The organism is Pseudomonas sp. MBLB4123 (assembly GCF_051904775.1).
GTDB classification, from domain to species: Bacteria; Pseudomonadota; Gammaproteobacteria; order Pseudomonadales; family Pseudomonadaceae; genus Aquipseudomonas; species Aquipseudomonas benzenivorans_B.
This window is the reverse complement of sequence record NZ_CP196711.1, coordinates 2,274,170-2,297,341: the sequence shown is the minus strand read 5'-3', so window position 1 is coordinate 2,297,341 and position 23,172 is coordinate 2,274,170. Positions and strand designations below refer to the sequence as shown.

The window sequence follows — 23,172 nt, the reverse complement described above, 5'->3', positions numbered from 1 at the left end:
CGCTTCGCCCGGCTCCCCCGGCAACGGCCTGGTCTCGCTCAGTTTTCCGGGTCGTCAGCTGCTGGGGAGAGTTCCGGGGTACTGCCCTCGGCCAGCATGGCCATCTCCTCGAGCGACAGCACCCGGTCGGCGTTGAGGATGATGACGAACCTGTCATTCATCTTGGCCATGCCGCTGATGAAGTCCGCGCGGATCTTGGCGCCGAAGCTGGGGGCAGGCTCGATCTCCCGGCGAGGGATTTCCAGCACGGCCGAAACGGTATCGACCATCAAGCCCACATCCTGGGTTTCGCCCTCCGCGTGCGCCTCGATAATGACGATGCAGCTGCGGCGAGTGACTTCGGAATGGGGCCGGCCGAAACGCGCCGACAGGTCCACCACGGGCACCACTGCGCCGCGCAGGTTGATCACGCCGCGAACGAAGGGGGGCATCAGCGGTACCGTGGTGATGTTGCCGTACTCGAGGATTTCCTTGATCCCGAGAATGCCCATGGCGAACATCTCGCCGCCGAGCGAGAAGGTCAGGTATTGCGCCTCATCCTCTTGAAGGATGGCTTCGGGTCGATCCGTCGTAACCAGTGCGCCCATATCGACCTCCACTTAGAACCGGGTGAATTCGGCTTCTGCCGGACTGCTCGCCATCGGCTGGCTGTTCGCCGAGGATGGGTATGCAGGCCGGTGAGCCGGCTGCTTGCCTGAGGCCACGGCTCGGCGGGGCGCGGCTTCTTTCTGCAGGCTCGCGCCTGGCGTTTCTACGGTAAAGAAGCTCATGGCCTGCTGCAGCTGCTCGGCCTGGCTGCTCATCTCCTCGGCGGTGGCGGCCAGCTCCTCGCTGCTGGAGGCGTTCTGCTGGGTGACCTGGTTCAGCTGAATCATCGCCGTATTGATCTGGGCGACCCCGGAGGCCTGTTCTTCGGACGCGGCGCTGATTTCCTGCACCAGGTCGGAGGTCTTGTTGATCGAGGGCAGCATGGCGTCCAGCAGCTTGCCGGCTTTCTCGGCCAGCTCCACGCTGCTGGAGGACAGTTCGCCGATCTCCTGGGCGGCGACCTGGCTACGTTCGGCCAGCTTGCGCACCTCGGCCGCCACCACGGCGAAGCCCTTGCCATGCTCGCCGGCACGTGCGGCCTCGATGGCGGCGTTGAGTGCCAGCAGGTTGGTCTGATAGGCGATATCGTCGATGATTCCGATGCGCTGGGCGATCTGCTTCATGGCACTGACGGTCTGCTGCACGGACTCGCCGCCATCGCTGGCTTCCTTGGCGGCCTTGCTGGCCATGCCGTCGGTGACCTTGGCGTTGTCGGTGTTCTGGTTGATGCTGGCGCTCATCTGTTCGATCGAGGCGCTGGTTTCTTCGACGCTGGCGGCCTGCTCGCTGGTGGCCTGACTCATGGCCTGGGCCGTGGCGCTGACCTCCTCCGAGGCGCTGGCCAGGTTGTCGGCGGCGCCGCGCACTTCGCCGATGATCTGCGCCAGTTTGCCGACCATGCTCTGCATGGCCGCCAGCAGGCGGCCAACCTCGTCATCCGAGTCGATCTCTATGCGCACGGCCAGGTTGCCGGCGGACAGTTGATGGGCCACATCCTGCGCCTGGTTGAGCGAGCGGGTGATCTTGCGCACCAGCAGGGTGCCGAACAGCGCGGCCAGTGCCAGCGCCAGCAGGGTCGCGACTGTTGTCAGGAGGCGGATGTTTTCGTAGGTGCTCTGGGCCTTGTCGTATTCCGCCTTGGCGATTTCCAGTTGGAGGGTGATCAGTTCGGTGATCTTGTTGCTGATCGGGTCGATGGAGCGGTAGAGCCCGCCGTCGAACTGGTCCAGGCGGCCCTTCATGTCCCCCGCGTTCGCCTCGAGAAAGCGGGTGAGGCTCGCCACGTCCTGATTGGCCAGCGTGAAGAGCTGCTGTGCTTCGGCGGCCAGCTGCGCCTCCTCCTCGGTCAGGGCCGTGGCCATGTAGGCTTGCCACAGGGTGTCGATCTGTTCGCTGGCGGCATTGACGCTGTCCAAGGCCTGCTCGGCGGTCATGATGCCGGCATTGCTTTTGTTGACCGCATCGACCACGGCGACGGCATAGTCGTCGGCGATGCTCTTGAGCTGTTGCAGGGGCACGACCCTATCGTTGTACACGGTCAGCAGCCCGGCATTGCTGCTGTGCATGCCATACAGCCCGATCACCCCCACAGTGACCAGCAACACGCCCATCACGCCGAGGAGCGCCAACAACCGCAGCTTGATGCTTAGATTCTTCAACATGGTGTGACTCCTGGAAGGGTATGAAACACATCAGCGAGCCGGCACAGGCAAAGAGGCCCGTGCCGATGAACGTCGGCTTTCCTGCTGGGCAATCTGCTGAACCAATACCGGTACATCGAGAATCAGGGCCACCGCGCCGTTTCCCAGAATGGTCGAGCCGCTGATGCCGCGCAGGGCGCTGAACAGCTTGCCCAGCGGCTTGATCACGGTCTGGAATTCGCCCTGCAGTTCGTCCACGACCACGCCGGCCTTGTGCTCGCCGCAATGCACCACCACGACGTTCTCGCGGCGCTCTGGCCGACCGCCCGTGTTGAAGTAGTCGCGCAGGAACACCAGCGGCAGCACTTCGCCGCGCAGGTCGAGGTAGCCGCGTTCGCGGGTCGTGCGGCGGTCCTCACCGGACAGCTCGACGCATTCCTGCACCCGTTCCAGCGGCACCACATAGCTGGCCTGGCCGACGCCAACCAGGAAGCCATCGATGATCGCCAGGGTGAGGGGCAGGCGGATGCGCACGGTCATGCCTTGGCCGGGTTGGCTGTCGAGGTCCAGGTTGCCTCGGAGCGCGGTGATATTGCGCTTGACCACGTCCATGCCGACCCCGCGTCCGGACAGGTTGGTGACCGTCGTCGCGGTGGAGAAGCCCGGCTCGAAGATCAGGTTGTAGACCTCCTGCTCCGAGGGGCTCGCCGTCGCGGCGAGCAGGCCCCGCTCCACGGCTTTCTGCTGGATGCGCTGGCGGTCGAGGCCACGGCCATCGTCGCTGATTTCGATGACGATGCTGCCGGAGTCATGGTAGGCATTCAGGCTCAGCCGTCCTTTCGCCGGCTTGCCGGCGGCCTGGCGTTCCTGGGGCGATTCGATGCCATGATCCATGGCGTTGCGCAGCAGGTGCATCAGCGGATCGCCGATCTTCTCCACGACCGTCTTGTCGAGCTCGGTATCGCCGCCGGTGATCAGCAGTTCGATGTCCTTGTTCAGTTCGTGAGTGACGTCGCGTACGACCCGTTGAAAGCGATTGAAGGTGTCGCCTATGGGGATCATGCGCAGGTTCAGGGCGCTGTCGCGGATCTCTTCAACCAACCCGGAGACGATCGCGGTCGATTCTTGCAGGGCATCGTTCTGGCAGCTGCGGGCGATCAGGCTGGCGCCGGCGCCGGCGATCACCAGTTCGCCGACCAGGTTGATCAGTTGGTCCAGTTTGTCGGCCTGGACGCGGATATAGCGGTTTTCCTTGCTCCTGTGTTCCTGAATCTGGCCTTGCTTGTGCAGTGCGGCCTGGACCAGGGCCGGCTCCACCGCGCGTTGCTCGACGAGGATTTCCCCGAGGGGGGAGGCGGGGCCGCTTGGTGCGCTGTTGGCGCGCTGCTGGCGCAAGCCGTTTTCCAGCTCTTGGGGCGTGAGGGCGCCGCTGCCGACTAGCAGTTCGCCTAGGCGCGTGGCGTCTTCGGGCAGGTTGTGGATGAGTTCGATGTATTCGGCGATCTTGCTGTGCGGCGGCAGTATGTGGATCAGGCAGTCGTCGCGAACGAAGTCGAAGGCCTCGGCGATGGTCGCTTTATCGGCAGAAGACCGATAGTCGATCTCGAAACCGAGGTAGCAGGCCTCGGCGTCCATTGCATCGGCCCGGGGCATGCCGTCGGCCAGGGTGGTGATGTGGACGATATCGCCCTGGCTGTTGAGATAGCGCAGGAACGACAGGGGGTCCATGCCATTGCGCAGCACTTCCTGGCCAAAGCGCAGGGAGATGTGCCAGAGGTCGGAGGCCGCGTTGTCGTCGCCACAAACCTGGGTCAGCCGATCCGAATCGTAGGAGGCAATGGCCGCGTCGGCTGTAGCCGGCAGGGCACCCTGATAGGCGTGCAGGCGTTGGCGCAGGAGGTTCTCGCGGCTCAGCGTCGAGGCGTCCGGCTGTTCCCCCCGCTCGGCGACGACTTCGATCAGCGTCTGCATATGGTCGCCGCACTCGAGCAGCAGTTCGACCAGCTCGTCGCTGATGGCAAGGGTGCCGTCACGCACCTGGTCCAGCAGGTCTTCGACTAGATGGGTGAAGCCGACGATCGCATCCAGGCCGAACAAGCCGGCGGAGCCCTTGATGGTGTGCGCGGCGCGGAATATCGCCCCGAGGATGTCGCGGTCGCCCGGGGCGCTTTCCAGGCGCAGCAGCGATTGCTCCATGTCCTGCAGCAGCTCGCGGGCTTCCTGGATGAAAGTCTGCAGGGCCTGCTCGAGATCTATGCTCACACCGGACTCCTCTTTCTAGGTGAGGACAGCTAGTGGGTCGAGTCGGAAATCACCAGGGGGTCGCCAAAGAACGCGGCGAGATTGCAGAGGTCGAAGACCTCCAGGACCGCGCGGCTGTGGCCGGTCAGCCGCAAGGAGGCGCCGTTGTGGGCCGCTTCGCGCTTGGCCAGGATCAGCAACTGCAGGCCGGCGCTGTCCAGTTCGCTGACCTGGGACAGGTCGATTTCCAGCTGCGCTTGGTGCTGCAGGTGTGGCAACAGCTGCGCCCCGAGCTCAGCTGCGGTGTAGATGCTCATCTCACCTTCGATGTGCAGCAGGCAAAGGCCGCTGTCGCTTTGCACATGGATGCTCATGGGGGCTCCCGGCTCGGCGGCTCAAGGCAGAACCAGTTTGGAAACGGCGGCCAGCATCTGCGCCGGCTGGAAGGGTTTGACCACCCAGGCCTTGGCCCCGGCCGCCTGGCCCTCCAGCTTCTTCGCCTCCTGGGATTCGGTCGTGAGCATGATGATCGGGGTGAACCGGTAGTTGGCCATCTTCTTCACCTCCTTGACCAGGGTGATGCCATCCATGTTGGGCATGTTCACGTCGCTGATCATTAGGTGAATCTTCTGCCCGGTCAGCTTGGCCAGTGCATCCTTGCCGTCACTGGCTTCGATCACTTCGTAGCCGGCGCCCTTCAGGGCGATGCTGACCACCTGGCGAACACTGCTGGAGTCGTCGACGACCATTACGGTTTTAGCCATGGGGCACTCCTAGAAGAAGGTGATTTCCTGTTCCTTGGCCGAGCTGGCGCTTTGGCCATGATGGATTTGCCGCTGTTCGTCGGTGGCATAGGTCAACTCCATGTCTGCCAGCCAGGCCTGGGCATCGATCTGCTCGCGCAACTCCGGGTCGCGCTGGCATTGCTGCAGCTGTCGGTGCAGAGCATCCATGTTGTCGCGCACATGGCTCAGGATCTGGCTGACCCGGTCCTGGAACTGCAGGGCCACCAGGACTTCGCTGATCTCGTCGCGAATGCCGGCGCTTTCGCTCTGGAGCAGTTCGGTCGAATTCGACAAGCGTTGGGTAATGCCGTGGAAGCTATCGAGTACCTGGCGAATACCGGCCTCGGAACTCGCCACGGAATGACTGTCGTGCTCTGCCGTGCTGGTGGCCACCTCGACCAGGTGATTGATGGCGTTGTTGACGATGTCCACGGTGGCCGACATTTTCTCTCCGGTCTGGCTGGAGAGCGTCGACAGGGTGCGTACGGCATCGGCCACCACGGCGAAGCCGCGGCCGGCTTCGCCGGCGCGAGCCGCCTCGATCGCGGCATTGAGTGCCAACAGGTTGGTTTGTGCGGCAATGGTGGCGACCTGTGCGGCCATGGTCTGCAGTTCGCCGGTGTAGTCGGTCAGGCCGCGAACCTGGGCGAGCATTTCGTCGCGGCTCTGCTGGGTGGCCTTGAGCGAGTCGATCACCCGAGTGAGGTCTCGCTCGCTCTGCGCCAGCGTGGCCAATGCCGAACCTTGACCGTCGCCCGCCAGGTCGCCGGCCGTCTGCTGCGACGCCTGTATGGTGTCCTCCAGCTTGCTGTAGATGCCGGAGAAGCGGTTGCTCAGGGCGACTATGGCCTGCTCGGTTTGGCTGCGGGAGCTTTCCACCTGCTTGGTCCAGATCGGCATCGCCTCCAGGCAGACGGCTTCCAGGCCACGGGCTAGCGCATCGGCTTTGGCGGCCTGGCGTGACGACTGACGGTCGTCAAGCGCCTGGCTCAACGCCTGCTCGAGCTGGCTACGGTGACAACGGACCATCCAGGCGCAGGCACCGGCGCCGCAGGCGAGCAGGACGAGGGTGGCGAGCATTGAGGTCGTGTTGAAGCCGGCAGTGGCCAGGAACAGGGCGCTGCCCAGCATGGCGGTCGCCAGGGCCGGCCAGGTCAGAACAAGGGGATGGTCCCGGCCCGGAGTGGTGCTGTGCGTGATGGCATCGGCAGGCATCTAATCGTCCTTGATCTGATCAGCACCGCTGATGCGGCTATGTCGATAGAGGCGTTTCCCGGACACTGTTGCAGCTCTTGGCCCAAGCTCCGGCGTTTCCACGACGAGGCGAAGGGGCCGGCCGCCAGACTGCTCGGCACTGATGGCAATCTGCCGCGCTGCCGCGAGACGTTTATCAGCGTAGTCAAGTTTTGTGAAAGGTGCAGGGGCGGGCGGAGGGATTTCATCGGCTGCGCGACGGCCGGGCCCTGGGATGACGCGCCTCGGCGCCTGGGTCGTCTGCCAGGGCGGCGGTGCCGTGAGCGCTGCTTGCAGCGCAGGGCTCGATGGCGTGTCTCGAGGCCCGGCTTGCCGCCGGGCCAGGGGGTCAGTTGGGCAAGCTGGCCGCTTGCACTGCGGTCAGGGCGATGGTGTAGAGGATGTCGTCGACCAGGGCGCCGCGCGCCAGGTCGTTCACCGGCTTGCGCAGGCCCTGCAGCATCGGTCCGAAGCTGACGCAGTCGGCGCTGCGCTGGAGCGCCTTGTAGGCGCTGTTGCCGCTGTCCAGGTCGGGAAACACCAGGACGGTGGCCCGCTCGACCGGTGGGCTGTGCGGCTCCTGCGGCCACTGGGGAGCGTAGGGCAGGGGGCCGTCGAGGGCCAGATCGGGCCGCTGGAGCCGTGCCAGGCGGGCCGCTTCGCGGACCTTGTCGAGGTCGTCGGGGGTGTCCGTGGCGTCACTGGCGCCGCTGAGCATTGCCACCCGCGGCTCGATGCCCAGGGCCTTGGCCGAGTCGGCGCTCTGCAGGGCGATCTCCGCCAGTTGCTCGGCAGTCGGCTGTGGGTTGACCGCGCAATCGCCATACACCAGCACCTGGTCCGGCAGCAGCAGGAAGACCACCGAGGACACCAGTTGGTAGCCCGGTGCGGTCTTGATCAGCTGCAAGGCCGGGCGAATGGTGTTGGCCGTGGTGTGCACGGCGCCGGAGACCAGGCCGTCGACCTCGTCCAGGGCCAGCATCATGGTGCCGAGCACCACGTTGTCTTCCAGTTGCGCGGTGGCCATCGGCGCGTTGAGGCCCTTGCCCTGGCGCAGCTCGACCATGGGCGCGACGTAGCGGGCGCGGATCAGGTCCGGGTCGAGAATCTCCAGTCCCGGCGGCAGCTCGACTCCCTGGGCCTGGGCAACGGCCTGGACCTCCTCGGGCTTGGCCAGCAGCACGCAGCGGGCGATGCCGCGGGCCTGGCACAGGGCGGCGGCCTGTACGATGCGCGGTTCGCTGCCTTCCGGCAGGACGATGCGCCGGTTCGCCGCCATGGCCCGTTGCAGCAGCTGGTAGCGGAACGCCGCGGGCGACAGGTGCAATGCCTGCGAGTCGCCGCAACGGCTGCGCAGCCAGTCGTGGTCGACGTGAGCGGCGACGAATTCGGCGACCTTCTCGGCGCGTTCGCGGTCGTCCAGGGGAATTTCCTTGTTCAGCCGGTTCAGGTGAGTGGCGGTGTCGTAGGAGCCGCTGCTCACGGTCATCACCGGCAGGCCGCTGGCCAGTGCGCCGCGGCACAGCTGCATGATCCGCGGGTCGGGGTTGAAGTCGCTGCACAGCAGCAGCCCGGCCAGCGGCACACCGTTCATCGCGGCCAGGCTGGCGGCGAGGATGATGTCGTCGCGGTCGCCCGGGGTGACCACCAAGGTGCCGGGTTTGAGCAGCTGCACCGTGTTGGCCACGGCGCGGGCGCAGAGCACGATCTGTAGCACCCGGCGCTGCTCGTAGTCGCCGGCGTTGAGCATCCGCGCGCCGAGCAGTTCGGCGATGTCGCGGCTGCGCGGGGCGTTCAGTTCGTCCTGCCAGGGAATGCAGCCGAGCAGGCGGAAGTGCTCGCCGCGCAGCAGCGCCGAGCATTCCCGCAGGCGCTGGGCGTAGGCCGCGCTCCCGTCTTCGCTACGCACCTTGTTGAGGATCACGCCGAGCACCTTGGGGTCCTGGGTGCCGCCGAACTGCTGCGCCTGGATCTCCAGGCGGTCGCACAGCTCGCCCAGGCTCTCCTGCTCGGGCGCCGAAACCAGGATCACCTCGGCATCCAGGCTCTTGGCCAGGTGGAAGTTGACCCGCGCCGCGTAGCTGGTGTGGCGGGTCGGCACCATGGCTTCGACTATGACCACGTCCTTGCCCGCCGCGGCCTGCCGATAGCGCTCGAGCATGTCCTCCAATAGCTCGTCCAGCCGGCCGTCGCCGAGCATCTGCTCCACCCGGCTCAGCGCCAGGGGCTCGGGCGAGTGCAGGCCGTGGGTGCGGGCGATCAGCGCGCTGGAGCGTTCCGGGCCGGTGTCGCCCGGGTGCGGCTGGGCGACGGGCTTGAAGAAGCCGACCCTGAGGCCGGCGCGTTCCAGGGCACCGACCAGGCCGAGGCTGGTGGAGGTGAGGCCGACGCCGAAGCCGGTCGGCGCGATGAAGAAGCAATGCATGAAGGGTTCCTGGCAGGAGGCGCTCGTCGGCGCCGTTAACCACTGTTGAGTCTTGTGTCGGTCTGCTCGACCCGCTCGGGACGGAGCGTGCCGGGGCTAGTGCGCTTCGCCGCTTTCGTCCGCACTGGCGTTGCGGCACCAGCCGCAGATGAACCGCTGGCCGCGCCGGGCGTCGCGCAGGACGGGATCGAGCACCCAGGCGCGATTTTGCCACGGTGGCTGATGGCGCAGGTGCTGGGTGTGACCGCAGGACAACACGGCCACCCAATGACCCTCCTCGTCCTGGCGCAGATCCAGCAGGCGCACGGCGCCGCCCGTCTGGCAAAGGGCCGGCCTCGGGTCGCTTTCGCGCGAGCCCTTGGTTACACTCGTGCGTTCATTCTTCTTATGCAAAAGGTCTCGCCCCATGCTGATCGCCGCCAACAAGGCCGTCTCCATCGACTATACCCTGACCAACGATGCCGGTGAGGTGATCGATAGTTCCGCTGGCGGCGCGCCGCTGGTCTACCTCCATGGCGCCGGCAATATCATCGTCGGCCTGGAAAAGGCCCTGCTCGGCAAGCAGGCCGGTGACGAGCTGAAGGTGGCCGTCGAGCCGGAAGATGCCTACGGCGAGTACAGCGCCGAGCTGGTCGCGACCCTCAACCGCTCGATGTTCGAGGGCGTCGACGAGCTGGAAGTCGGCATGCAGTTCCACGCCTCCGGCCCGGACGGCAGCATGCAGATCGTCACCATCCGCGAACTGGACGGCGACGACGTGATCGTCGACGGCAACCACCCGCTGGCCGGCCAGCGCCTGAACTTCCAGGTCAAGGTGGTGGCGGTGCGTGACGCCAGCGAAGAGGAACTGGCCCACGGTCACATCCATGGCGAGGGTGGTCACCACCACTGATTCTGGCCGCGCCCGGTGCCGAGGCGAGACGACTTTCGGTTGTCCCGACTGCCCCGGCGCCTGCTACGCTGAGTACAACGAAAAGGCGCCCGACAACGGCGCCTTTTCTGTCCCAGGTACCTTTTCCGCTGCAGTTTCAAGGAGTTAGTCATGAGTGCCTTTCACGACCTCAATCTGCGTGCACTGGATGGCGAGGAGTTGCCGCTGGCTCCTTTCAAGGGGCAGGTGGTGTTGGTGGTCAACGTCGCCTCCAAGTGTGGCCTGACCCCGCAGTACGCCGGTCTGGAGAAGCTCTATCAGCAGTACCGCTCGCGCGGTTTCAGTGTGCTGGGGCTTCCGTGCAATCAGTTCGCCGGCCAGGAGCCGGAGAGCGAGACGGCCATTCGTGAGTTCTGCAGCCTGAACTACGGGGTGAGTTTTCCCCTGGGCAGCAAGCTGGAGGTCAACGGCCCCGAGCGTCATCCGCTGTATCGCCTGCTGGCGGGCGAGGGCGCGGAGTTTCCCGGCGACATCACCTGGAACTTCGAGAAGTTTTTGGTGGGCCAGGATGGTCGGGTGTTGGCGCGTTTCTCGCCGCGTACCGCCCCGGACGACCCGGCCCTGGTCCAGGCCATCGAAAACGCCCTGAGCTGACTGGCGCCGCTCGCGTCGGCACCTGCGCCGCGCCGACGCGAGCGCCGCTCTGCAATTTCGGCTATCAGCCGCTCCCCCGCTTTTTCTCGTGCCCACGGGCGCGGCTTCTCGACTGATCCTCAGCTATCCGGCCTGCACAGGCTTGGCGCTTTTCGTCGTTAATCACGGCCATCAATAGTGCTGGGCGGGCGAGACGACCGGTCATATGCTCGCCGCCATGACCAGTAGCATCCGACTCGACAAGCGTGACCTGATCCTCGCCAAGGGCGCCGAGGTGATGACCCGGCGCGGCTATCACGGCGCCGGCGTGCAGGAGATCGTCCAGGCCGCCGGTGTGCCCAAGGGCAGCTTCTACCACTACTTCGCCAGCAAGGAGGACTTCGCCCTGCAGGCCCTGCAGCAGGTCTACGCGCCGCGCCTTGCGCGCTACGCCGAGGCCCTGGCGAATCCGGCGCTGAGCCCGCGCCAGCGCATCCTCGATTATTACGCCGAACTGGTGGCGCATTTCGCCCGCCAGGAGCGCCTCGAGTACCACTGCTTCATCGGCAGCCTGAGTTTCGAGATGGCCGAGCTGTCGCCGGCCATCGGTGCCGAAGTCGACGCCATCCTGCAGCGCTCGGCGGATATCCTGCAGGCCTGTCTGGAGCAGGCCCAGGCCGCCGGCGAGCTGGCGGCGGACGAGGACTGCGGCAATCTCGCCGGCTTCATCGGCCATGCCTGGCAGGGCGCGTTGACCCGCCTCAAGGTGGCCAGCAATACCCGCGTGCTGGACGACTTCCTGCGGCGCCTCGAGCGACTGCTCGCGGCCTGATCCCTTACCCCTTCGAACGAGACGACCGGTCGCCTGGCCGGCCCAGAGGAGCAACCATGAACGCCCCGGTACAAGCCCTGTTCCAACCCTTCAGCCTCGGCGCCCTGGAGCTGCCGACCCGCGTGGTGATGGCGCCGATGACCCGCTCCTTCTCGCCGGGCGGGGTGCCCAACGCCAAGGTCGTCGAGTACTACCGGCGCCGCGCCGCCGCCGGGGTCGGCCTGATCGTCACCGAGGGCACCACGGTCGGCCACAAGGCCGCCAACGGCTACCCCAACGTGCCGCGCTTCTACGGCGAGGACGCCCTGGCCGGCTGGCGGCAGGTGGTCGAGGCGGTGCACGCCGAGGGCGGCAAGATAGTCCCGCAGCTGTGGCATGTGGGCAACGTGCGCAAGCTCGGCACCGAGCCGGACGCCGAGGTGCCGGGCTATGGCCCGAGCGAGAAGCTCAAGGACGGCAAGCTCATCGTCCATGGCATGAGCAAGGCCGACATCCGGGAGGTGATCGCCGCCTTCGCCCAGGCCGCCCGGGATGCCCAGCGCATCGGCATGGACGGGGTGGAGATCCACGGTGCCCACGGCTACCTGATCGACCAGTTCTTCTGGGAGGGCAGCAACCAGCGCAGCGACGAGTACGGCGGCGACCTGGCCGGGCGCTCGCGCTTCGCCATCGAGCTGATCCAGGCGGTGCGCGCCGCGGTCGGTCCGGACTTCCCGATCATCTTCCGCTTCTCGCAGTGGAAGCAGCAGGACTACGGCGCGCGCCTGGTACAGACCCCCGAGGCCCTGGCGGCCTTCCTCGAGCCGCTTTCCGCGGCCGGGGTGGACATCTTCCACTGTTCGACCCGGCGTTTCTGGGAGCCGGAATTCGAGGGTTCCGCGCTCAACCTGGCCGGCTGGACCCGCCAGCTGACCGGCAAGCCGACCATCACGGTGGGCAGCGTCGGCCTGGATGGCGAGTTCCTGCAGTTCATGGTCAACACCGACAAGGTGGCCCAGCCGGCCAAACTCGAGGGCCTGCTCGAGCGCCTGCACCAGCAGGAGTTCGACCTGGTGGCCGTCGGCCGCGCGCTGCTGGTCGACCCGGACTGGGCGGTGAAGGTGCGCGACGGCCGCGAGGCGGACATCCTGCCGTTCAGCCGCCAGGCGTTGATGAGCCTGGTGTAAGACGGGTTCAGCGACTGCGCCGGACCACGGCGCAGGGCTCCTCAAGCCCCGACATATCGGGGCTTTTTTTATTCGAAGCGGCATGGGGGACCGGGGACGTGTTCGCCCTGCCGTGCGTGGCCTGGGTCGCGACGCCGTGCAGGTACCGTTCGAACCGGGCGACTATCGCCTCCCAGCCCTGACGCGCCGCATGCTGGCGGGCGTTCAGGCGTACCCGGCGCAGGCTCTCCGGTTCATCCAGCAACCACTGCGTCGCGTCGATAAACCCCTGCTCGTCTGCCGCGTTGGCCAGCGCGCCGTTATGCCCGTGACGGATATGCTGGGCGGCTGCGGCCTGGTCGAAGGCCACCACGCCGAGGCCGGAGGCCAGGGCTTCGAGCACCACGTTGCCGAAGGTTTCCGAGAGACTGGGAAACAGGAACAGGTCGCCCGAGGCGTAGTGGGCGGCCAGCGCCTCGCCGCGCTGCAGGCCGCAGAACCGGGCGTCCGGCAGCTGCTGCTGGAGGCCGACACGCTGCGGGCCGTCGCCCACCAGAATCAGTTTCAGGCGCCGCTGCGGTTGGGCCGCCTGCAAGGCGCGAAAGCTCTGCACCAGCAACCCTAGGTTCTTCTCCGCGGCCAGGCGGCCGACGTGCAGCACGGCGATATCCTCCTCGGCCAGGCCCCAGCTGCGCCGCAGCTCGGCCGAGCGCTTGGCCGGGTGGAACAGCCGGCCGTCGACGCCGCGGGCCAGCAGCTCCAGACGCTGGAAGCCGCGTCGCTGCAATTCGAGTTGCTGGCAGGGGCTGGGCACCAGGGTCAGGCGCGTACGGTTGTGGAACCAGCGCAGATAGGCGGTCAGGGCGCGGGTCAGCAGGCCGACGCCGTAGTGGCCGCTGTACTGCTGGAAATTGGTGTGAAAGCCGCTGACCACCGGAATCCGCAGGCGCCTGGCGGCGCGCAAGGCGGACAGGCCCAGCGGGCCTTCGGTGGCGATATAGAGCACGTCCGGCCGGCGTTGCCGCCAGTGGTGCAGCAGCTTGCGCAGGGCCGACTGGCCCCACTGCAAGCCCGGGTAGCCTGGCAGCGGCCAGCCACGGGTCAGCAGCAGCTGCGCGTCGCTCTTCCGGTCCTGGTCGCTGGCCTGGCGCGGGCGCACCAGCTGCAGACGATGGCCGCGGGCGCGCAGGCCCTCGGTCAGGCGGCCGAGGGTGTTGGCCACACCGTTGATTTCCGGCGGGAAGGTTTCGCTGATCAGGGCGATCTACAGGGGGAGTGTGCTCATGACGGCAGTGTCGGCCGCCGTCATGTAGTGACTATGACGTTAGCGTTGCACCGGTGTGACAGCGCCTTCGCCGCGCTCGCGCACCCAGAACAGCGTGGCGCCGGCCACCGCCGCCGGCATCATCAGGATGTTCAGCCCCGGCACCAACAGTGCGGCGTAGGTGATGCCGCCGAAGCCCAGGCTCTGCCAGCGCTTCTCGCGCAGCCAGGCGAGCATGTCCTGCCAGCTCATCTTGTTGTTGTCCGCCGGGTAGTCGATATATTGGATGGCCATCATCCACACGCCGAACAGCAGCCACAACGGAGCGGCCACCAGGTTGACCACCGGGATGAAGGTGAGGATCAGCAGGCCGATGGCCCGTGGCAGGAAGTAGGCCAGCTTGCGCGCCTCGCGGCCGAGGGTGCGCGGCACCATGGCCAGCAGTTCGGCCCAGCTGAAGGGCGGGAAGTTGTCCTGGCCGCGCACCACCACCTCGACCTTCTCGGCGAGGAAGCCGTTGAAAGGCGCGGCGATCACATTGGCCAGCATGGTGAAGCTGAAGAACACCATCAGCAGCACCAGCACCACGAACAGCGGCCAGAGCAGGTATTCGAGGAAGCTCAACCAGTCCGGCAGGTTCGGCATGAAGGTGTCGACCCAGCCGCCGAACTGCTGCACGGCGAAGCCGACCAGGGCGGCGAACAGCAGCAGGTTGATCGTCAGAGGCAACAGCACGAACAGTCGCAGGCCGGGGCTGAGCACCAGTTTCAGGCCTTCGCCGAGGTACTGCGGGCCGGATAGCACGGGAGCAGGCATGGGATTCTCCGCCAGGTGAAAGTCGCGCCGACCTTACCGGCTTTGCCGGGCAGGGGAAAGCCGGGGCCCGGTCTTTATTGCCGCTCTCTATCCGGGGCATTGGCAAAGTGCATTTCCCAGGTCTGCTTGGCTTGGGTAGCCTGCGCGGCAGTTCCCCTTTGTCGGGCTAGCGCCTCTATCCAGCCTTCCCCAAGTGCTCGGCTAGCCCTTTTTTATTCGCACCGGCCCTTGGCCGGGAGGAGTCCGCCATGTCTGCAGCACGTCACGCCCGGGTGATCATCCTCGGCTCCGGTCCGGCCGGTTACAGCGCCGCCGTCTATGCCGCGCGCGCCAACCTCAAGCCGCTGCTGATCACCGGCCTGCAGGCCGGCGGCCAGCTGACCACCACCACCGAGGTCGACAACTGGCCGGGGGACGTGCATGGCCTCACCGGCCCGGCGCTGATGCAGCGCATGCAGGAGCACGCCGAGCGCTTCGAGACCGAGATCGTCTACGACCATATCAACGCGGTGGACCTGGCCGGCAAGCCCTTCACCCTGGTCGGCGACAACGCCAGCTACAGCTGCGACGCGCTGATCATCGCCACCGGCGCCAGCGCCCGCTATCTGGGCCTGCCGAGCGAGGAAGCCTTCATGGGCAAGGGCGTGTCGGCCTGCGCCACCTGCGACGGCTTCTTCTACCGCAACCGCGAGGTGGCGGTGGTCGGCGGCGGCAACACCGCGGTGGAGGAGGCTTTGTACCTGGCCAACATCGCCAGCAAGGTGACCCTGGTGCACCGCCGTGAGACCTTCCGCGCCGAGAAGATCCTGCAGGACAAGCTCAAGGCGCGGATTGCCGAGGGCAAGATCGAGCTGAGGCTCAACGCCGAGGTCGACGAGGTGCTGGGCGACAACCTGGGCGTCACCGGCGTGCGCCTGAAGCACGCCGCCGGCGCCAGTAGCGAGCTGAAGGTCGACGGCCTGTTCGTCGCCATCGGCCACACGCCCAATACCTCGCTGTTCGAGGGCCAGCTGGCGCTGAAGGACGGCTATCTGGTGGTGGGCGGCGGGCGCGACGGCAATGCCACCGCGACCAATGTGCCCGGCGTATTCGCCGCCGGCGATGTGGCCGACCAGGTCTATCGTCAGGCCATCACCTCGGCCGGCGCCGGCTGCATGGCGGCCCTGGATGTCGAGCGCTTCCTCGACGGCCAGTGAGGCGAGCGTGACGAAAAAGCCCCGCATGCGGCGGGGCTTTTTTCTGCGCGTTTTCTGCGCGTAGGAGCTGGTCCGGGGGCTCAGTCCTTGCGCCGGAGGGGCTCACGCTCGAAACGCACGCCGGCCAGGCCGCTGTCCATCAGCGCGCGGATATTGCCGTGGTCGTTGCCGTCCGGGGTGGCCAGCACGCTGCGGTAGTGCTCGCCGAAGCCCAGCAGGGTCTCTTCCAGGCTCAGGCCTTCGAGCAGGGCCAGGCCCAGGGTCTTGCACGAGCCCTCGTTCTGCCCCGCGGCGTTCTCCAGTGTGCCGTTACGGAAGGCGCTGGGCTGGTAGTGGTAGTGCGCCTCGATGAAGGCCAGGGTCTCGGCGAAGGCGAAGTGTTCGCCGCGCAGGCGGGCGCGGAAGTCGTTCAGCGCGCTCATTTCTGCTGGCCCTTGTCGAAGGCCGCCTGCTGCTCGGCGCTGGCTTCCTTCTGGTGCTTGGCCTTCCACTCGGCATAGGGCATGCCGTAGATCTCTTCGCGGGCCTGGTCCGGACTGAGCGGCAGGCCGAGGTCGTCGGCGGCGGCCTTGTACCACTTGGACAGGCAGTTGCGGCAGAAGCCGGCCAGGTTCATCAGGTCGATGTTCTGCACGTCTGGGCGGCTGCGCAGGTGCTGGACCAGGCTGCGGAAGGCCGCAGCCTCGAGTTCGAGGCGTTCTTGTTCGGTCATGGCAATGCTCTCGGGGACTGGCTGGAGAGGGACGCCGCCGATGATAAGAGTCCACCGGCCGCCCGGCAATGGCCCGCTTGCGTGCAAGGCCGGGCGGTCTGCCGGGCCTCAGCGGTGCCCGGCCAGGGTGATCGACACCGACTCGGCGAAGCGCAGGGCGTGGGGCTTGTCGACCTCCACCTCGGCATAGCGCACGGCGGCGTGTTCCATCACCAGGTCGAGAATCTCCTGGGTCAGGCGTTCGAGCAGGGCGAAGCGGTTGTCCTCGACGTGGCGGATGATCGCCTTGGTGATGGTGCGGTAGTTCAGCGCGTGGTCGATGTCGTTGCCCTGCACCGCATCCACCGCCGGGTAGAGGATGGTCAGGTTGATCAGCACGTCCTGCTTGTTGTTGATCTCCTCCTCCTTGATGCCGATATAGGTGCGCAGGCGCAGGTCCTTGACCCGAATGCGCGCCATTCCCGGTTCCAGTCGCGGCATGGTCATTTGCTCCGTCCAATCAGTTGCAGGAATTCCTGGCGGGTGTTGCTCGAGTCGCGGAAGGCGCCGAGCATCATCGAGGTACTCATCAGCGAGTTCTGCTTCTCCACTCCGCGCATCATCATGCACATGTGCTGGGCTTCGATCACCACCGCCACGCCGGCGGCATTGGTGACCTGCTGCACCGCCTCGGCGATCTGCCGGGTGAGGTTCTCCTGGATCTGCAGGCGGCGGGCGAACATGTCGACGATCCGCGCCACCTTGGACAGGCCCAGCACCTTGCCGGTGGGGATGTAGGCGACATGGGCCTTGCCGATGAACGGCAGCAGATGGTGCTCGCACAGCGAATACAGCTCGACGTCCTTGACCATCACCATCTCGTCGTTGTCGGAGGCGAACAGGGCGCCGTTGACCACCTCCTCGAGGCTGGTCTGGTAGCCGTGACAGAGGTACTGCATGGCCTTGGCCGCGCGCTTGGGCGTGTCCAGCAGGCCTTCGCGGTCGGGGTTCTCGCCGACACCGATGAGGATCTCGCGGTAGTGATCGGGCATTTCTCGCTTCATCGTAGGGTCCTCGCGGCGCGCCTCACTTGAGGTGGCGGCCGCCGTTGACGGTGAGGGTGGTGCCGGTCACGTAGGGGTTGTCCAGCAGGTAACGCAGGCTCTGATAGATCACCTGCGGTCCGGGTTCGATGCCCAGGGCGGATTTGGCCAGGGTCTTGGCGCGATACTCGGCGTCGTCCCCGGGGTTGAACAGGATCAGCGCCGGGGCGATGCCGTTGACCTTGATCGCCGGGGCGAACTGGGCGGCGAAGGACAGGGTCAGGCTGTCCAACCCGGCCTTGCTGGCGCAGTAGGCCGGGCGCTTGGCGCTGCCCTTGCGCGCCACATCGTCGCTGATGTGGACGATGTCCGCCGGCGTCGAGCGGCGCAGCAGTTCGGCGCAGTGCAGGTTGATCAGGTAGGGCGCCAGCATGTGTACGCTGAACATCTTCTGGAATACCGCGGCTTCCTGTCCCGGGGGGGCGCTCAGCCAGGCCGAGGCGTTGTGCACGATGGCGCGCAGGCTGTCGGTGTGCTGTTTCAGCCGCTCGATGAAGGCGAGGATGCCGGCCTCGTCGGCGAAGTCCGCCGCTAGCGTCAGGGCACCGCGGGCGCGCAGGCGCTGCAGGCCCTCCCGTTCGCTGCGGTAGCTGACGATCACGGCGTGGCCCTCGTCGAGCAGGCGCTCGGCGCAGTAGAGGCCGACACGTTGGCTGGCGCCGGTGATCAGAATGGGGGCTTGACTCGGGCTCATGCTCGGCTCGGGCTGGTGACGGGGGCCTGGGCACCTGGGCGGTGGAGGCGTGCGTCGACTGGATCTGAAACGAAGTTATACCAGTGACCGGTCCTGTACAAGCCTGGCGGATGGCTTGCGTGGGGCGTCATGGCCTGAGGAATGGCTATTTCATTGAGTGGCGTGACATTTTTGGCGAGCCCTGAGTCGTGAGTACTTGTCCTTATATTGTACGAAATGCTCTTTGTGTATAGGTTTTAGGGCCGTGGGATGCGCCTGCTGCCCTGGCCGATGCTCGGCCGGCTCTCCGGTCCGCGAGGGCCGGTGCCGAATGGAGCGGGCTCATCCTGACCCGCGTCCCGGTTCTGTATAGATTTTGTCCAGGGTTGCGTGCCGGGAGCTGGGTTACAATGCAGGCAATCCTTTCGTCGCGATAGCTCTTATGTCCGATCTCGCCGGTGCTTCGTCCCTCGCGTCCAGTGGCCTCAAGCAGGAAGAGTTGTTCCCCATTCGCGAAGTCGCGCGCCTGACCGGGGTCAACCCGGTGACGTTGCGCGCCTGGGAACGGCGCTACGGCTTGATCCAGCCGACCCGCACCGAGAGCGGCCATCGCCTGTATTCGCAGGCGGATATCGAGTCGGTGCGCAGCATCCTGGCATGGATCGAACGCGGCGTGGCGGTCAGCAAGGTCGGCAAGATACTCGCCAAGAGCGGCGCGTCGAAGGCCGCCGCGCCGGACTACCCGCAGGCCGGCTCGGGGGAGTGGGCGGACTGGCAGGTGCAGTTGCGCCGGGCGGTCGCCGCCTTCGACGAGCCCGGCCTCGATCGTCTGTATGGCCAGGTGTTTTCCTGCTATCCGCCGCCGGTGGTGTTCCAGGACGTGCTGCTGCCGCTGTGGCAGGAGCTGTTGATCCGCCAGGACGATTACGGCCAGACCAGCGAGTGGTTGTTCCTCGACACCTTCCTGCGCGGCCGCGTCCTGCAGCGCCTGCAGAATCTTCGTTGCCTGGCCGGGGAGCGGGTGCTGCTGGCGGCGTTGCCCGGTCACTGCCGGGAGCTCGAGCTGCTGGTGGCCGGCCTGCTGCTGAGCGGCCCGGAGGTGGCGGTGATCGTGCTGGGGCTGGGGCAGCCGCTGGAGGAGCTGACACTGGTCTGCGACAAGATGCAGCCGCAGGCGCTGGTGCTGTTCAGCAACCAGCCGCCGAGCAGCGACCTGCCGCGTCAGCTGTCGCGCCTGGCCTTGGCGCTGGATTGTCCGTTGCTGTTGGCCGGCGACGGCGCGGACCTGGCCGAAGAGAACCTGCGCGGCTCGCCGGTCGCCTGCCTGGGCAACGAGGGGCGCCTGATGCAGCGGCGTCTGCAGCAGTTCCTCGCCGGTCACCTGGATACCTGAAGCCGGGGCGTCGTCCGCGCCCTATACCGCCGCCGGCGTGCTCGCTCGGGCGAGTGCTCGACTAGCTGCGATGGGCATCCGGGTAGAGCGTGCGATGCTGGTTGTAGATGAACTGCAACAGGCGATCGCTGCCGCGTTGGTCCAAGGCCTCGAGCCGATACGCCAGCAAGCCATCGCCCGTGCGGCGCACCAGCACGCCCTGGATGGCGATCGGCTTGTGTCCGGCCAGCGGCAGGATCAGGCTGAAGTGGCTGGGCGCCTTGTGCTTGCCACGATAGTCGATCAGCAGCCCATTCATCGACAGTTCGTGGACCCACAGCTCGCTGCTTCTGCCGTTGCGATGGCGCAGCGCCACGGCGGGTTCCAGGGGCAGGCGCCAGGCTCGGCTGGCCGGACCCTCGTCGAAGATCTGCGGGGTGCCGAGTTCCAAGTGTTGTTCGTGGTGGTCGTTCTCGCTCAACTGCGCGGTGAAGGTCAGGCGCTGGTTGGCGAAGTACGCCTCGATGGTCAGCGGCTGGTTGGCGGCGCAGTTGGCCAGTAACGCCATGAGCTGCTCGCCGGCGTCGACCTGCAGGTTGGGCGTGTTCTTGCGCTTGGCCGTTGTCGGTTGGAGTTGCAGTTGCTGGATGAAGTCCCTTTCTGCCTTGGTCAGCAGAGGTTGGTTTTGCATGGAGGCTTACTACGCAAAGGGTCTAGACCTCCTCTGACAATGAAATTCGCCTTTTGTTACGGCTGTGCCCGCAACAGTGCCAGTTCGGCCTGCAGGCCGGCCAGTTGCACCTCCAGTTGCTCGACGCGCTGTTGCGCGTGGACCTGCTCGGTGACGTCCTTCTGGATGCCGATGTAATAGGTCAGCTGGTCGGCGTCGTTGAATAGCGGGGTGATCGACAGCTCGTTCCAAAACAGGCTGCCATCCTTGCGGTAGTTGCGGATGATCTGGCGGCAGGGGCGGCGGTCCTTGACCGCCTGGCGGATGATGGCCAGGCCGGGTTGCTCGCGGTCGTCGCCCTGGAGGAAACGGCAGTCCCGGTAGAGAATCTCATCGCTGCAGTAGCCGGTGAGCCGCTCGAAGGCGGGGTTGGCGTAGATGAGGATATGGTCGTCGCCTTCCTGCTCGGCCACCACTATGCCGTCGTCCGAGGCGTCGATCACCAGTTGCAGCAGTTTGGCGTTGATCATGGGGCGTATTCCAGAAGCTGATCGTTGCATTCTAAAACATCCGGATGGGCTGTCCACTTGCGGCATAATGCCCGGCGATTTCCGCCTGTTATGGAGCTGTTCTATGAAAGTCGCCATCCTGTCCGGGTCGGTTTACGGCACCGCCGAGGAAGTCGCCCGGCACGCCGAGCGCCTGTTGCAGGCCGCCGGCCTGGAAGCCTGGCATGACCCGCGCGCGAGCCTGGCCGACGTCCAGGCGTTCGCCCCCCAGGCCTTTCTGGTGGTGACCTCCACCACCGGCATGGGCGAGCTGCCGGATAACCTGCAGCCGCTGTATTTCACCATTCGCGACCACCTGCCGGCCTGGGGCGGGCTGCCCGGCGGGGTGATCGCCCTGGGCGACGCCAGCTACGGCGACACCTTCTGCGGCGGCGGCGAACTGGTGCGCGAGCTCTATGCCGAGCTAGGCATTCGCGAGGTCAGCGAGATGCTGCGCCTGGATGCCAGTGAGAGCGTCACCCCGGAGAGCGACGCCGAGCCCTGGCTGGCCGACTTCTGCGCCGCGCTGCAGCGCGCCTGAGTCCGCGGCCGGCCGAGTCGCGCTGGCCGCCTTGACCCGCAGGGCCACTAAGCTGGCTGGCAGGGCGACTCCCCGCCGCCGCAAGCCTCGCTAGACTCCCGGGCAGTCCATCCGAATGACTGCCGAGGAGCTCGCCATGACCGCAGCCCAAGCCCTGCCCGCCGTGAACCTCAAGGAGCGGGTGTCTGCCGCCGAGTGGCAGACCCGCGTCGACCTGGCCGCCTGCTACCGCCTGATCGCCCTGTATGGCTGGGACGATCTGATCTTCACCCACATCTCGGCCAAGGTGCCGGGCGCCGACGAGTTCCTGATCAACCCCTACGGCCTGATGTTCCACGAGATCACCGCCTCGAGCCTGGTGAAGATCGACCTGGCCGGCAACAAGCTGATGGACAGCCCCTTCGACATCAACCCGGCCGGCTACACCATCCACAGCGCGGTGCACGAAGTGCGCCACGAGGTCGCCTGCGTGCTGCATATTCACACCGCCGCCGGCATCGCCGTGTCGGCGCAGAAGCAGGGCCTGCTGCCGCTGTCGCAGCAGTCGCTGTTCGTGCTGTCGAGCCTGGCCTATCACGGCTATGAGGGTGTGGCCTTGCACCACGAGGAGAAGGCCCGGCTGCAGGCCGATCTGGGCGACAAGCACTTCATGATCCTGCCCAACCACGGCCTGCTCACCGCCGCCGGCAGCATCGCCGATGCCTTCCTGATGATGTTCACCCTGCAGCGCGCCTGCGAGATCCAGGTCATGGCGCAGAGCGGCGGCGCCGAGCTGGTCCACATCCCCCAGCAGATTCTCGACGGCGCCCAGGCGATGGTCGCCGGGGTGATGAAGTCGCCCCAGGGCATGGGCGGCGCGCTGCCCTGGCCGGCGCTGCTGCGCAAGTTGGATGCGCAGCTGCCGGGCTACGCCGAGTGACTGCGCTACCGGGCATCGCCCTGGACGACTGGGGCGCGCGGGCGCAGAGCTTCGCCTTTCGCGGCCACGCCATCCGTTACTGGGCGGCGGGTGCCCAGGATGCCGAGCCACTGCTGCTGATCCACGGCTTTCCCACAGCCAGCTGGGATTGGCACCGCCTGTGGCGGCCACTGGCGCAAAAGTACCGGCTGATCGCCTGCGACATGCTCGGCTTCGGCTATTCGGCCAAGCCGCGCGGCCATGCCTACAGCCTGCTGGAGCAGGCCGATCTGCAGCAGGCCCTGCTGCAGCACCTGGGCGTCGACGGCGCCGTCCATGTGCTGGCCCACGACTACGGCGACAGCGTCGCCCAGGAACTGCTGGCGCGGCACCACGAAGGGCGTATCCGCCTGGCCGGCTGCGTGTTTCTCAACGGCGGCCTGTTTCCCGAGACCCATCGGCCCGTGCTGGTGCAGAAGCTGCTGCTCGGCCCCCTGGGGCCGCTGCTCGGCCGGCTGTTCGGGCGCCGGCAGCTGGCGACCAACTTCGCCAGGCTGTTCGGCCCGCAGACCCAGCCGGATGCCGCCGAGCTGGACGCCTTCTGGCAACTGATCGCCCATAACCAGGGGCCGCGGGTGATGCACCGGCTGATCCGCTACATGCCCGAGCGCCGGCGGCTGCGGCAGCGCTGGCTGGCGGCGATGCAGCGCGGCGGGGTGCCGCTGCGGCTGATCGACGGGGCGTTCGACCCGATCTCTGGCGCGCACATGCTGGCGCGCTATCGGCAGTTGATCCCGGCGGCCGATACCGTGTCGCTCGAGGGCATCGGCCACTACCCGCAGTGCGAGGCGCCGGAGCTGGTGCTGGAGCACTATCTAGCGTTTTGTCAGGCGCTGGCGAGTCGCGCCGCCAGCGACGCCCGGGGTTGAGCGCTGGGGAGGGGCGCGCCCCGGGTGCCGGAGTGCGACTATCCCGGCCCCTTATCGCGCACCATTCACCCTCGATCG

Annotated in this window: 25 protein-coding genes and 2 pseudogenes; 9 read left to right on the top strand and 18 right to left on the bottom strand. The window is 66.6% G+C overall.

Going from position 1 to position 23,172, the window contains the following annotated elements; translation table 11 throughout:
- Positions 1–38: 38 nt before the first annotated feature.
- The 9 genes and pseudogenes from ACSX1C_RS10580 to ACSX1C_RS10540 form a co-directional block, all read right to left on the bottom strand.
- A complete protein-coding gene (locus ACSX1C_RS10580; RefSeq protein ID WP_439886100.1) occupies positions 39–587 on the bottom strand; it encodes a chemotaxis protein CheW in 549 nt (182 codons plus the stop codon).
- 12 nt (positions 588–599) lie between these two features.
- A pseudogene (locus tag ACSX1C_RS10575) lies at positions 600–1,616 on the bottom strand (methyl-accepting chemotaxis protein); the annotation flags it as partial.
- 90 nt (positions 1,617–1,706) lie between these two features.
- Positions 1,707–2,249 (bottom strand): annotated as a pseudogene (locus tag ACSX1C_RS10570) (Tar ligand binding domain-containing protein); the annotation flags it as partial.
- 30 nt (positions 2,250–2,279) lie between these two features.
- A complete protein-coding gene (locus ACSX1C_RS10565; protein WP_439886099.1) occupies positions 2,280–4,490 on the bottom strand; it encodes a chemotaxis protein CheA in 2,211 nt (736 codons plus the stop codon).
- Between the two features lie 29 nt (positions 4,491–4,519).
- The gene (locus tag ACSX1C_RS10560) at positions 4,520–4,843 is read right to left on the bottom strand and encodes an STAS domain-containing protein (RefSeq protein ID WP_439886098.1); all 324 of its coding nucleotides are present in this window, start codon (positions 4,841–4,843) and stop codon (positions 4,520–4,522) included.
- A gap of 21 nt (positions 4,844–4,864) precedes the next feature.
- A complete protein-coding gene (locus tag ACSX1C_RS10555) occupies positions 4,865–5,233 on the bottom strand; it encodes a response regulator (RefSeq protein WP_439886097.1) in 369 nt (122 codons plus the stop codon).
- Positions 5,234–5,242: 9 nt separating this feature from the next.
- Positions 5,243–5,908: a methyl-accepting chemotaxis protein gene (locus tag ACSX1C_RS10550; protein WP_439889401.1), complete on the bottom strand. Its 666-nt coding sequence runs from the start codon at positions 5,906–5,908 to the stop codon at positions 5,243–5,245.
- Between the two features lie 928 nt (positions 5,909–6,836).
- Positions 6,837–8,912, bottom strand: coding sequence for a phosphate acetyltransferase (gene pta, locus ACSX1C_RS10545; RefSeq protein WP_439886096.1), 2,076 nt, complete (start codon positions 8,910–8,912; stop codon positions 6,837–6,839).
- 96 nt (positions 8,913–9,008) lie between these two features.
- Positions 9,009–9,350: a DUF3565 domain-containing protein gene (locus ACSX1C_RS10540; RefSeq protein ID WP_439886095.1), complete on the bottom strand. Its 342-nt coding sequence runs from the start codon at positions 9,348–9,350 to the stop codon at positions 9,009–9,011.
- Here ACSX1C_RS10540 and ACSX1C_RS10535 point away from each other — a divergent pair.
- The 4 genes from ACSX1C_RS10535 (at position 9,319) to ACSX1C_RS10520 (ending at position 12,414) form a co-directional block, all read left to right on the top strand.
- Complete coding sequence (locus ACSX1C_RS10535) at positions 9,319–9,804, top strand: FKBP-type peptidyl-prolyl cis-trans isomerase (protein WP_318645278.1); 486 nt, start codon at positions 9,319–9,321, stop codon at positions 9,802–9,804. The genes ACSX1C_RS10540 and ACSX1C_RS10535 overlap by 32 nt on opposite strands.
- Positions 9,805–9,954: 150 nt before the next feature.
- Positions 9,955–10,437 (top strand): glutathione peroxidase, encoded by a 483-nt coding sequence (locus ACSX1C_RS10530; protein ID WP_318645279.1) that lies wholly within the window; start codon positions 9,955–9,957, stop codon positions 10,435–10,437.
- 217 nt (positions 10,438–10,654) lie between these two features.
- Positions 10,655–11,248 carry a TetR/AcrR family transcriptional regulator gene (locus tag ACSX1C_RS10525; RefSeq protein ID WP_439886094.1) on the top strand — a complete coding sequence of 198 codons (594 nt, stop codon included), beginning with the start codon at positions 10,655–10,657 and terminating at the stop codon, positions 11,246–11,248.
- 56 nt (positions 11,249–11,304) lie between these two features.
- Positions 11,305–12,414: an NADH:flavin oxidoreductase gene (locus ACSX1C_RS10520; RefSeq protein ID WP_439886093.1), complete on the top strand. Its 1,110-nt coding sequence runs from the start codon at positions 11,305–11,307 to the stop codon at positions 12,412–12,414.
- 7 nt (positions 12,415–12,421) lie between these two features.
- Here ACSX1C_RS10520 and ACSX1C_RS10515 read toward each other — a convergent pair whose 3' ends face one another.
- The gene (locus ACSX1C_RS10515; RefSeq protein WP_439886092.1) at positions 12,422–13,615 is read right to left on the bottom strand and encodes a glycosyltransferase family 4 protein; all 1,194 of its coding nucleotides are present in this window, start codon (positions 13,613–13,615) and stop codon (positions 12,422–12,424) included.
- 102 nt (positions 13,616–13,717) lie between these two features.
- Positions 13,718–14,473: a sulfate transporter CysZ gene (gene cysZ, locus ACSX1C_RS10510; protein WP_439886091.1), complete on the bottom strand. Its 756-nt coding sequence runs from the start codon at positions 14,471–14,473 to the stop codon at positions 13,718–13,720.
- 248 nt (positions 14,474–14,721) lie between these two features.
- On the opposite strand from cysZ, the gene trxB reads away from it, so the two are divergent.
- On the top strand, positions 14,722–15,669 hold the full coding sequence (gene trxB, locus ACSX1C_RS10505; RefSeq protein ID WP_439886090.1) for a thioredoxin-disulfide reductase: 948 nt from the start codon (positions 14,722–14,724) through the stop codon (positions 15,667–15,669).
- Between the two features lie 80 nt (positions 15,670–15,749).
- Here the strand turns inward: trxB and ACSX1C_RS10500 are convergent, their stop codons facing one another.
- From ACSX1C_RS10500 to folM, 5 genes are all read right to left on the bottom strand, one after another.
- Positions 15,750–16,091: a HopJ type III effector protein gene (locus ACSX1C_RS10500; RefSeq protein ID WP_439886089.1), complete on the bottom strand. Its 342-nt coding sequence runs from the start codon at positions 16,089–16,091 to the stop codon at positions 15,750–15,752.
- Positions 16,088–16,381, bottom strand: a complete 294-nt coding sequence (locus tag ACSX1C_RS10495; RefSeq protein WP_439886088.1) for a DUF1244 domain-containing protein — start codon at positions 16,379–16,381, stop codon at positions 16,088–16,090. Before ACSX1C_RS10495 ends, ACSX1C_RS10500 begins: the two co-directional genes overlap by 4 nt.
- Positions 16,382–16,489: 108 nt before the next feature.
- A complete protein-coding gene (gene folX, locus ACSX1C_RS10490) occupies positions 16,490–16,861 on the bottom strand; it encodes a dihydroneopterin triphosphate 2'-epimerase (RefSeq protein ID WP_439886087.1) in 372 nt (123 codons plus the stop codon).
- Positions 16,862–16,863: 2 nt separating this feature from the next.
- Positions 16,864–17,412 (bottom strand): GTP cyclohydrolase I FolE, encoded by a 549-nt coding sequence (gene folE, locus ACSX1C_RS10485; protein ID WP_439889400.1) that lies wholly within the window; start codon positions 17,410–17,412, stop codon positions 16,864–16,866.
- A gap of 34 nt (positions 17,413–17,446) precedes the next feature.
- Positions 17,447–18,157 carry a dihydromonapterin reductase gene (gene folM / locus ACSX1C_RS10480; RefSeq protein WP_439886086.1) on the bottom strand — a complete coding sequence of 237 codons (711 nt, stop codon included), beginning with the start codon at positions 18,155–18,157 and terminating at the stop codon, positions 17,447–17,449.
- Positions 18,158–18,578: 421 nt separating this feature from the next.
- Between folM and ACSX1C_RS10475 the strand changes: the two genes are divergently transcribed.
- Positions 18,579–19,529 (top strand): MerR family transcriptional regulator, encoded by a 951-nt coding sequence (locus ACSX1C_RS10475; protein ID WP_439886085.1) that lies wholly within the window; start codon positions 18,579–18,581, stop codon positions 19,527–19,529.
- 61 nt (positions 19,530–19,590) lie between these two features.
- On the opposite strand, the gene ACSX1C_RS10470 is transcribed toward ACSX1C_RS10475, so the two are convergent.
- Both ACSX1C_RS10470 and ACSX1C_RS10465 read right to left on the bottom strand, forming a co-directional pair.
- Complete coding sequence (locus ACSX1C_RS10470) at positions 19,591–20,199, bottom strand: hypothetical protein (protein ID WP_439886084.1); 609 nt, start codon at positions 20,197–20,199, stop codon at positions 19,591–19,593.
- A 56-nt stretch (positions 20,200–20,255) separates the two neighbouring features.
- Positions 20,256–20,708: a PAS domain-containing protein gene (locus ACSX1C_RS10465; RefSeq protein WP_439886083.1), complete on the bottom strand. Its 453-nt coding sequence runs from the start codon at positions 20,706–20,708 to the stop codon at positions 20,256–20,258.
- 103 nt (positions 20,709–20,811) lie between these two features.
- On the opposite strand from ACSX1C_RS10465, the gene ACSX1C_RS10460 reads away from it, so the two are divergent.
- From ACSX1C_RS10460 to ACSX1C_RS10450, 3 genes are all read left to right on the top strand, one after another.
- On the top strand, positions 20,812–21,267 hold the full coding sequence (locus tag ACSX1C_RS10460) for a flavodoxin (RefSeq protein WP_439886082.1): 456 nt from the start codon (positions 20,812–20,814) through the stop codon (positions 21,265–21,267).
- Positions 21,268–21,403: 136 nt separating this feature from the next.
- Positions 21,404–22,186: a class II aldolase/adducin family protein gene (locus ACSX1C_RS10455; RefSeq protein ID WP_439886081.1), complete on the top strand. Its 783-nt coding sequence runs from the start codon at positions 21,404–21,406 to the stop codon at positions 22,184–22,186.
- On the top strand, positions 22,183–23,094 hold the full coding sequence (locus tag ACSX1C_RS10450; protein ID WP_439886080.1) for an alpha/beta fold hydrolase: 912 nt from the start codon (positions 22,183–22,185) through the stop codon (positions 23,092–23,094). The genes ACSX1C_RS10455 and ACSX1C_RS10450 overlap by 4 nt, the downstream gene beginning before the upstream one ends.
- The last annotated feature ends 78 nt before the right edge of the window (positions 23,095–23,172 follow it).

What these genes read in the sequence shown, in the direction of transcription:
- ACSX1C_RS10535 (WP_318645278.1), top strand. Translation starts at nt 9,319, where the DNA reads ATGCTGATCGCCGCCAACAAGGCCGTCTCCATCGACTATACCCTGACC.
- ACSX1C_RS10555 (WP_439886097.1), bottom strand. Translation starts at nt 5,233, where the DNA reads ATGGCTAAAACCGTAATGGTCGTCGACGACTCCAGCAGTGTTCGCCAG.
- pta (WP_439886096.1), bottom strand. Translation starts at nt 8,912, where the DNA reads ATGCATTGCTTCTTCATCGCGCCGACCGGCTTCGGCGTCGGCCTCACC.
- ACSX1C_RS10475 (WP_439886085.1), top strand. Translation starts at nt 18,579, where the DNA reads ATGTCCGATCTCGCCGGTGCTTCGTCCCTCGCGTCCAGTGGCCTCAAG.
- ACSX1C_RS10460 (WP_439886082.1), top strand. Translation starts at nt 20,812, where the DNA reads ATGAAAGTCGCCATCCTGTCCGGGTCGGTTTACGGCACCGCCGAGGAA.
- folE (WP_439889400.1), bottom strand. Translation starts at nt 17,412, where the DNA reads ATGCCCGATCACTACCGCGAGATCCTCATCGGTGTCGGCGAGAACCCC.
- ACSX1C_RS10550 (WP_439889401.1), bottom strand. Translation starts at nt 5,908, where the DNA reads ATGCTCGCCCAGGTTCGCGGCCTGACCGACTACACCGGCGAACTGCAG.
- folM (WP_439886086.1), bottom strand. Translation starts at nt 18,157, where the DNA reads ATGAGCCCGAGTCAAGCCCCCATTCTGATCACCGGCGCCAGCCAACGT.
- ACSX1C_RS10465 (WP_439886083.1), bottom strand. Translation starts at nt 20,708, where the DNA reads ATGATCAACGCCAAACTGCTGCAACTGGTGATCGACGCCTCGGACGAC.
- ACSX1C_RS10495 (WP_439886088.1), bottom strand. Translation starts at nt 16,381, where the DNA reads ATGACCGAACAAGAACGCCTCGAACTCGAGGCTGCGGCCTTCCGCAGC.
- ACSX1C_RS10470 (WP_439886084.1), bottom strand. Translation starts at nt 20,199, where the DNA reads ATGCAAAACCAACCTCTGCTGACCAAGGCAGAAAGGGACTTCATCCAG.
- ACSX1C_RS10580 (WP_439886100.1), bottom strand. Translation starts at nt 587, where the DNA reads ATGGGCGCACTGGTTACGACGGATCGACCCGAAGCCATCCTTCAAGAG.
- ACSX1C_RS10525 (WP_439886094.1), top strand. Translation starts at nt 10,655, where the DNA reads ATGACCAGTAGCATCCGACTCGACAAGCGTGACCTGATCCTCGCCAAG.
- ACSX1C_RS10455 (WP_439886081.1), top strand. Translation starts at nt 21,404, where the DNA reads ATGACCGCAGCCCAAGCCCTGCCCGCCGTGAACCTCAAGGAGCGGGTG.
- ACSX1C_RS10560 (WP_439886098.1), bottom strand. Translation starts at nt 4,843, where the DNA reads ATGAGCATCCATGTGCAAAGCGACAGCGGCCTTTGCCTGCTGCACATC.
- folX (WP_439886087.1), bottom strand. Translation starts at nt 16,861, where the DNA reads ATGCCGCGACTGGAACCGGGAATGGCGCGCATTCGGGTCAAGGACCTG.
- ACSX1C_RS10500 (WP_439886089.1), bottom strand. Translation starts at nt 16,091, where the DNA reads ATGAGCGCGCTGAACGACTTCCGCGCCCGCCTGCGCGGCGAACACTTC.
- trxB (WP_439886090.1), top strand. Translation starts at nt 14,722, where the DNA reads ATGTCTGCAGCACGTCACGCCCGGGTGATCATCCTCGGCTCCGGTCCG.
- cysZ (WP_439886091.1), bottom strand. Translation starts at nt 14,473, where the DNA reads ATGCCTGCTCCCGTGCTATCCGGCCCGCAGTACCTCGGCGAAGGCCTG.
- ACSX1C_RS10540 (WP_439886095.1), bottom strand. Translation starts at nt 9,350, where the DNA reads ATGGAGACGGCCTTGTTGGCGGCGATCAGCATGGGGCGAGACCTTTTG.
- ACSX1C_RS10530 (WP_318645279.1), top strand. Translation starts at nt 9,955, where the DNA reads ATGAGTGCCTTTCACGACCTCAATCTGCGTGCACTGGATGGCGAGGAG.
- ACSX1C_RS10520 (WP_439886093.1), top strand. Translation starts at nt 11,305, where the DNA reads ATGAACGCCCCGGTACAAGCCCTGTTCCAACCCTTCAGCCTCGGCGCC.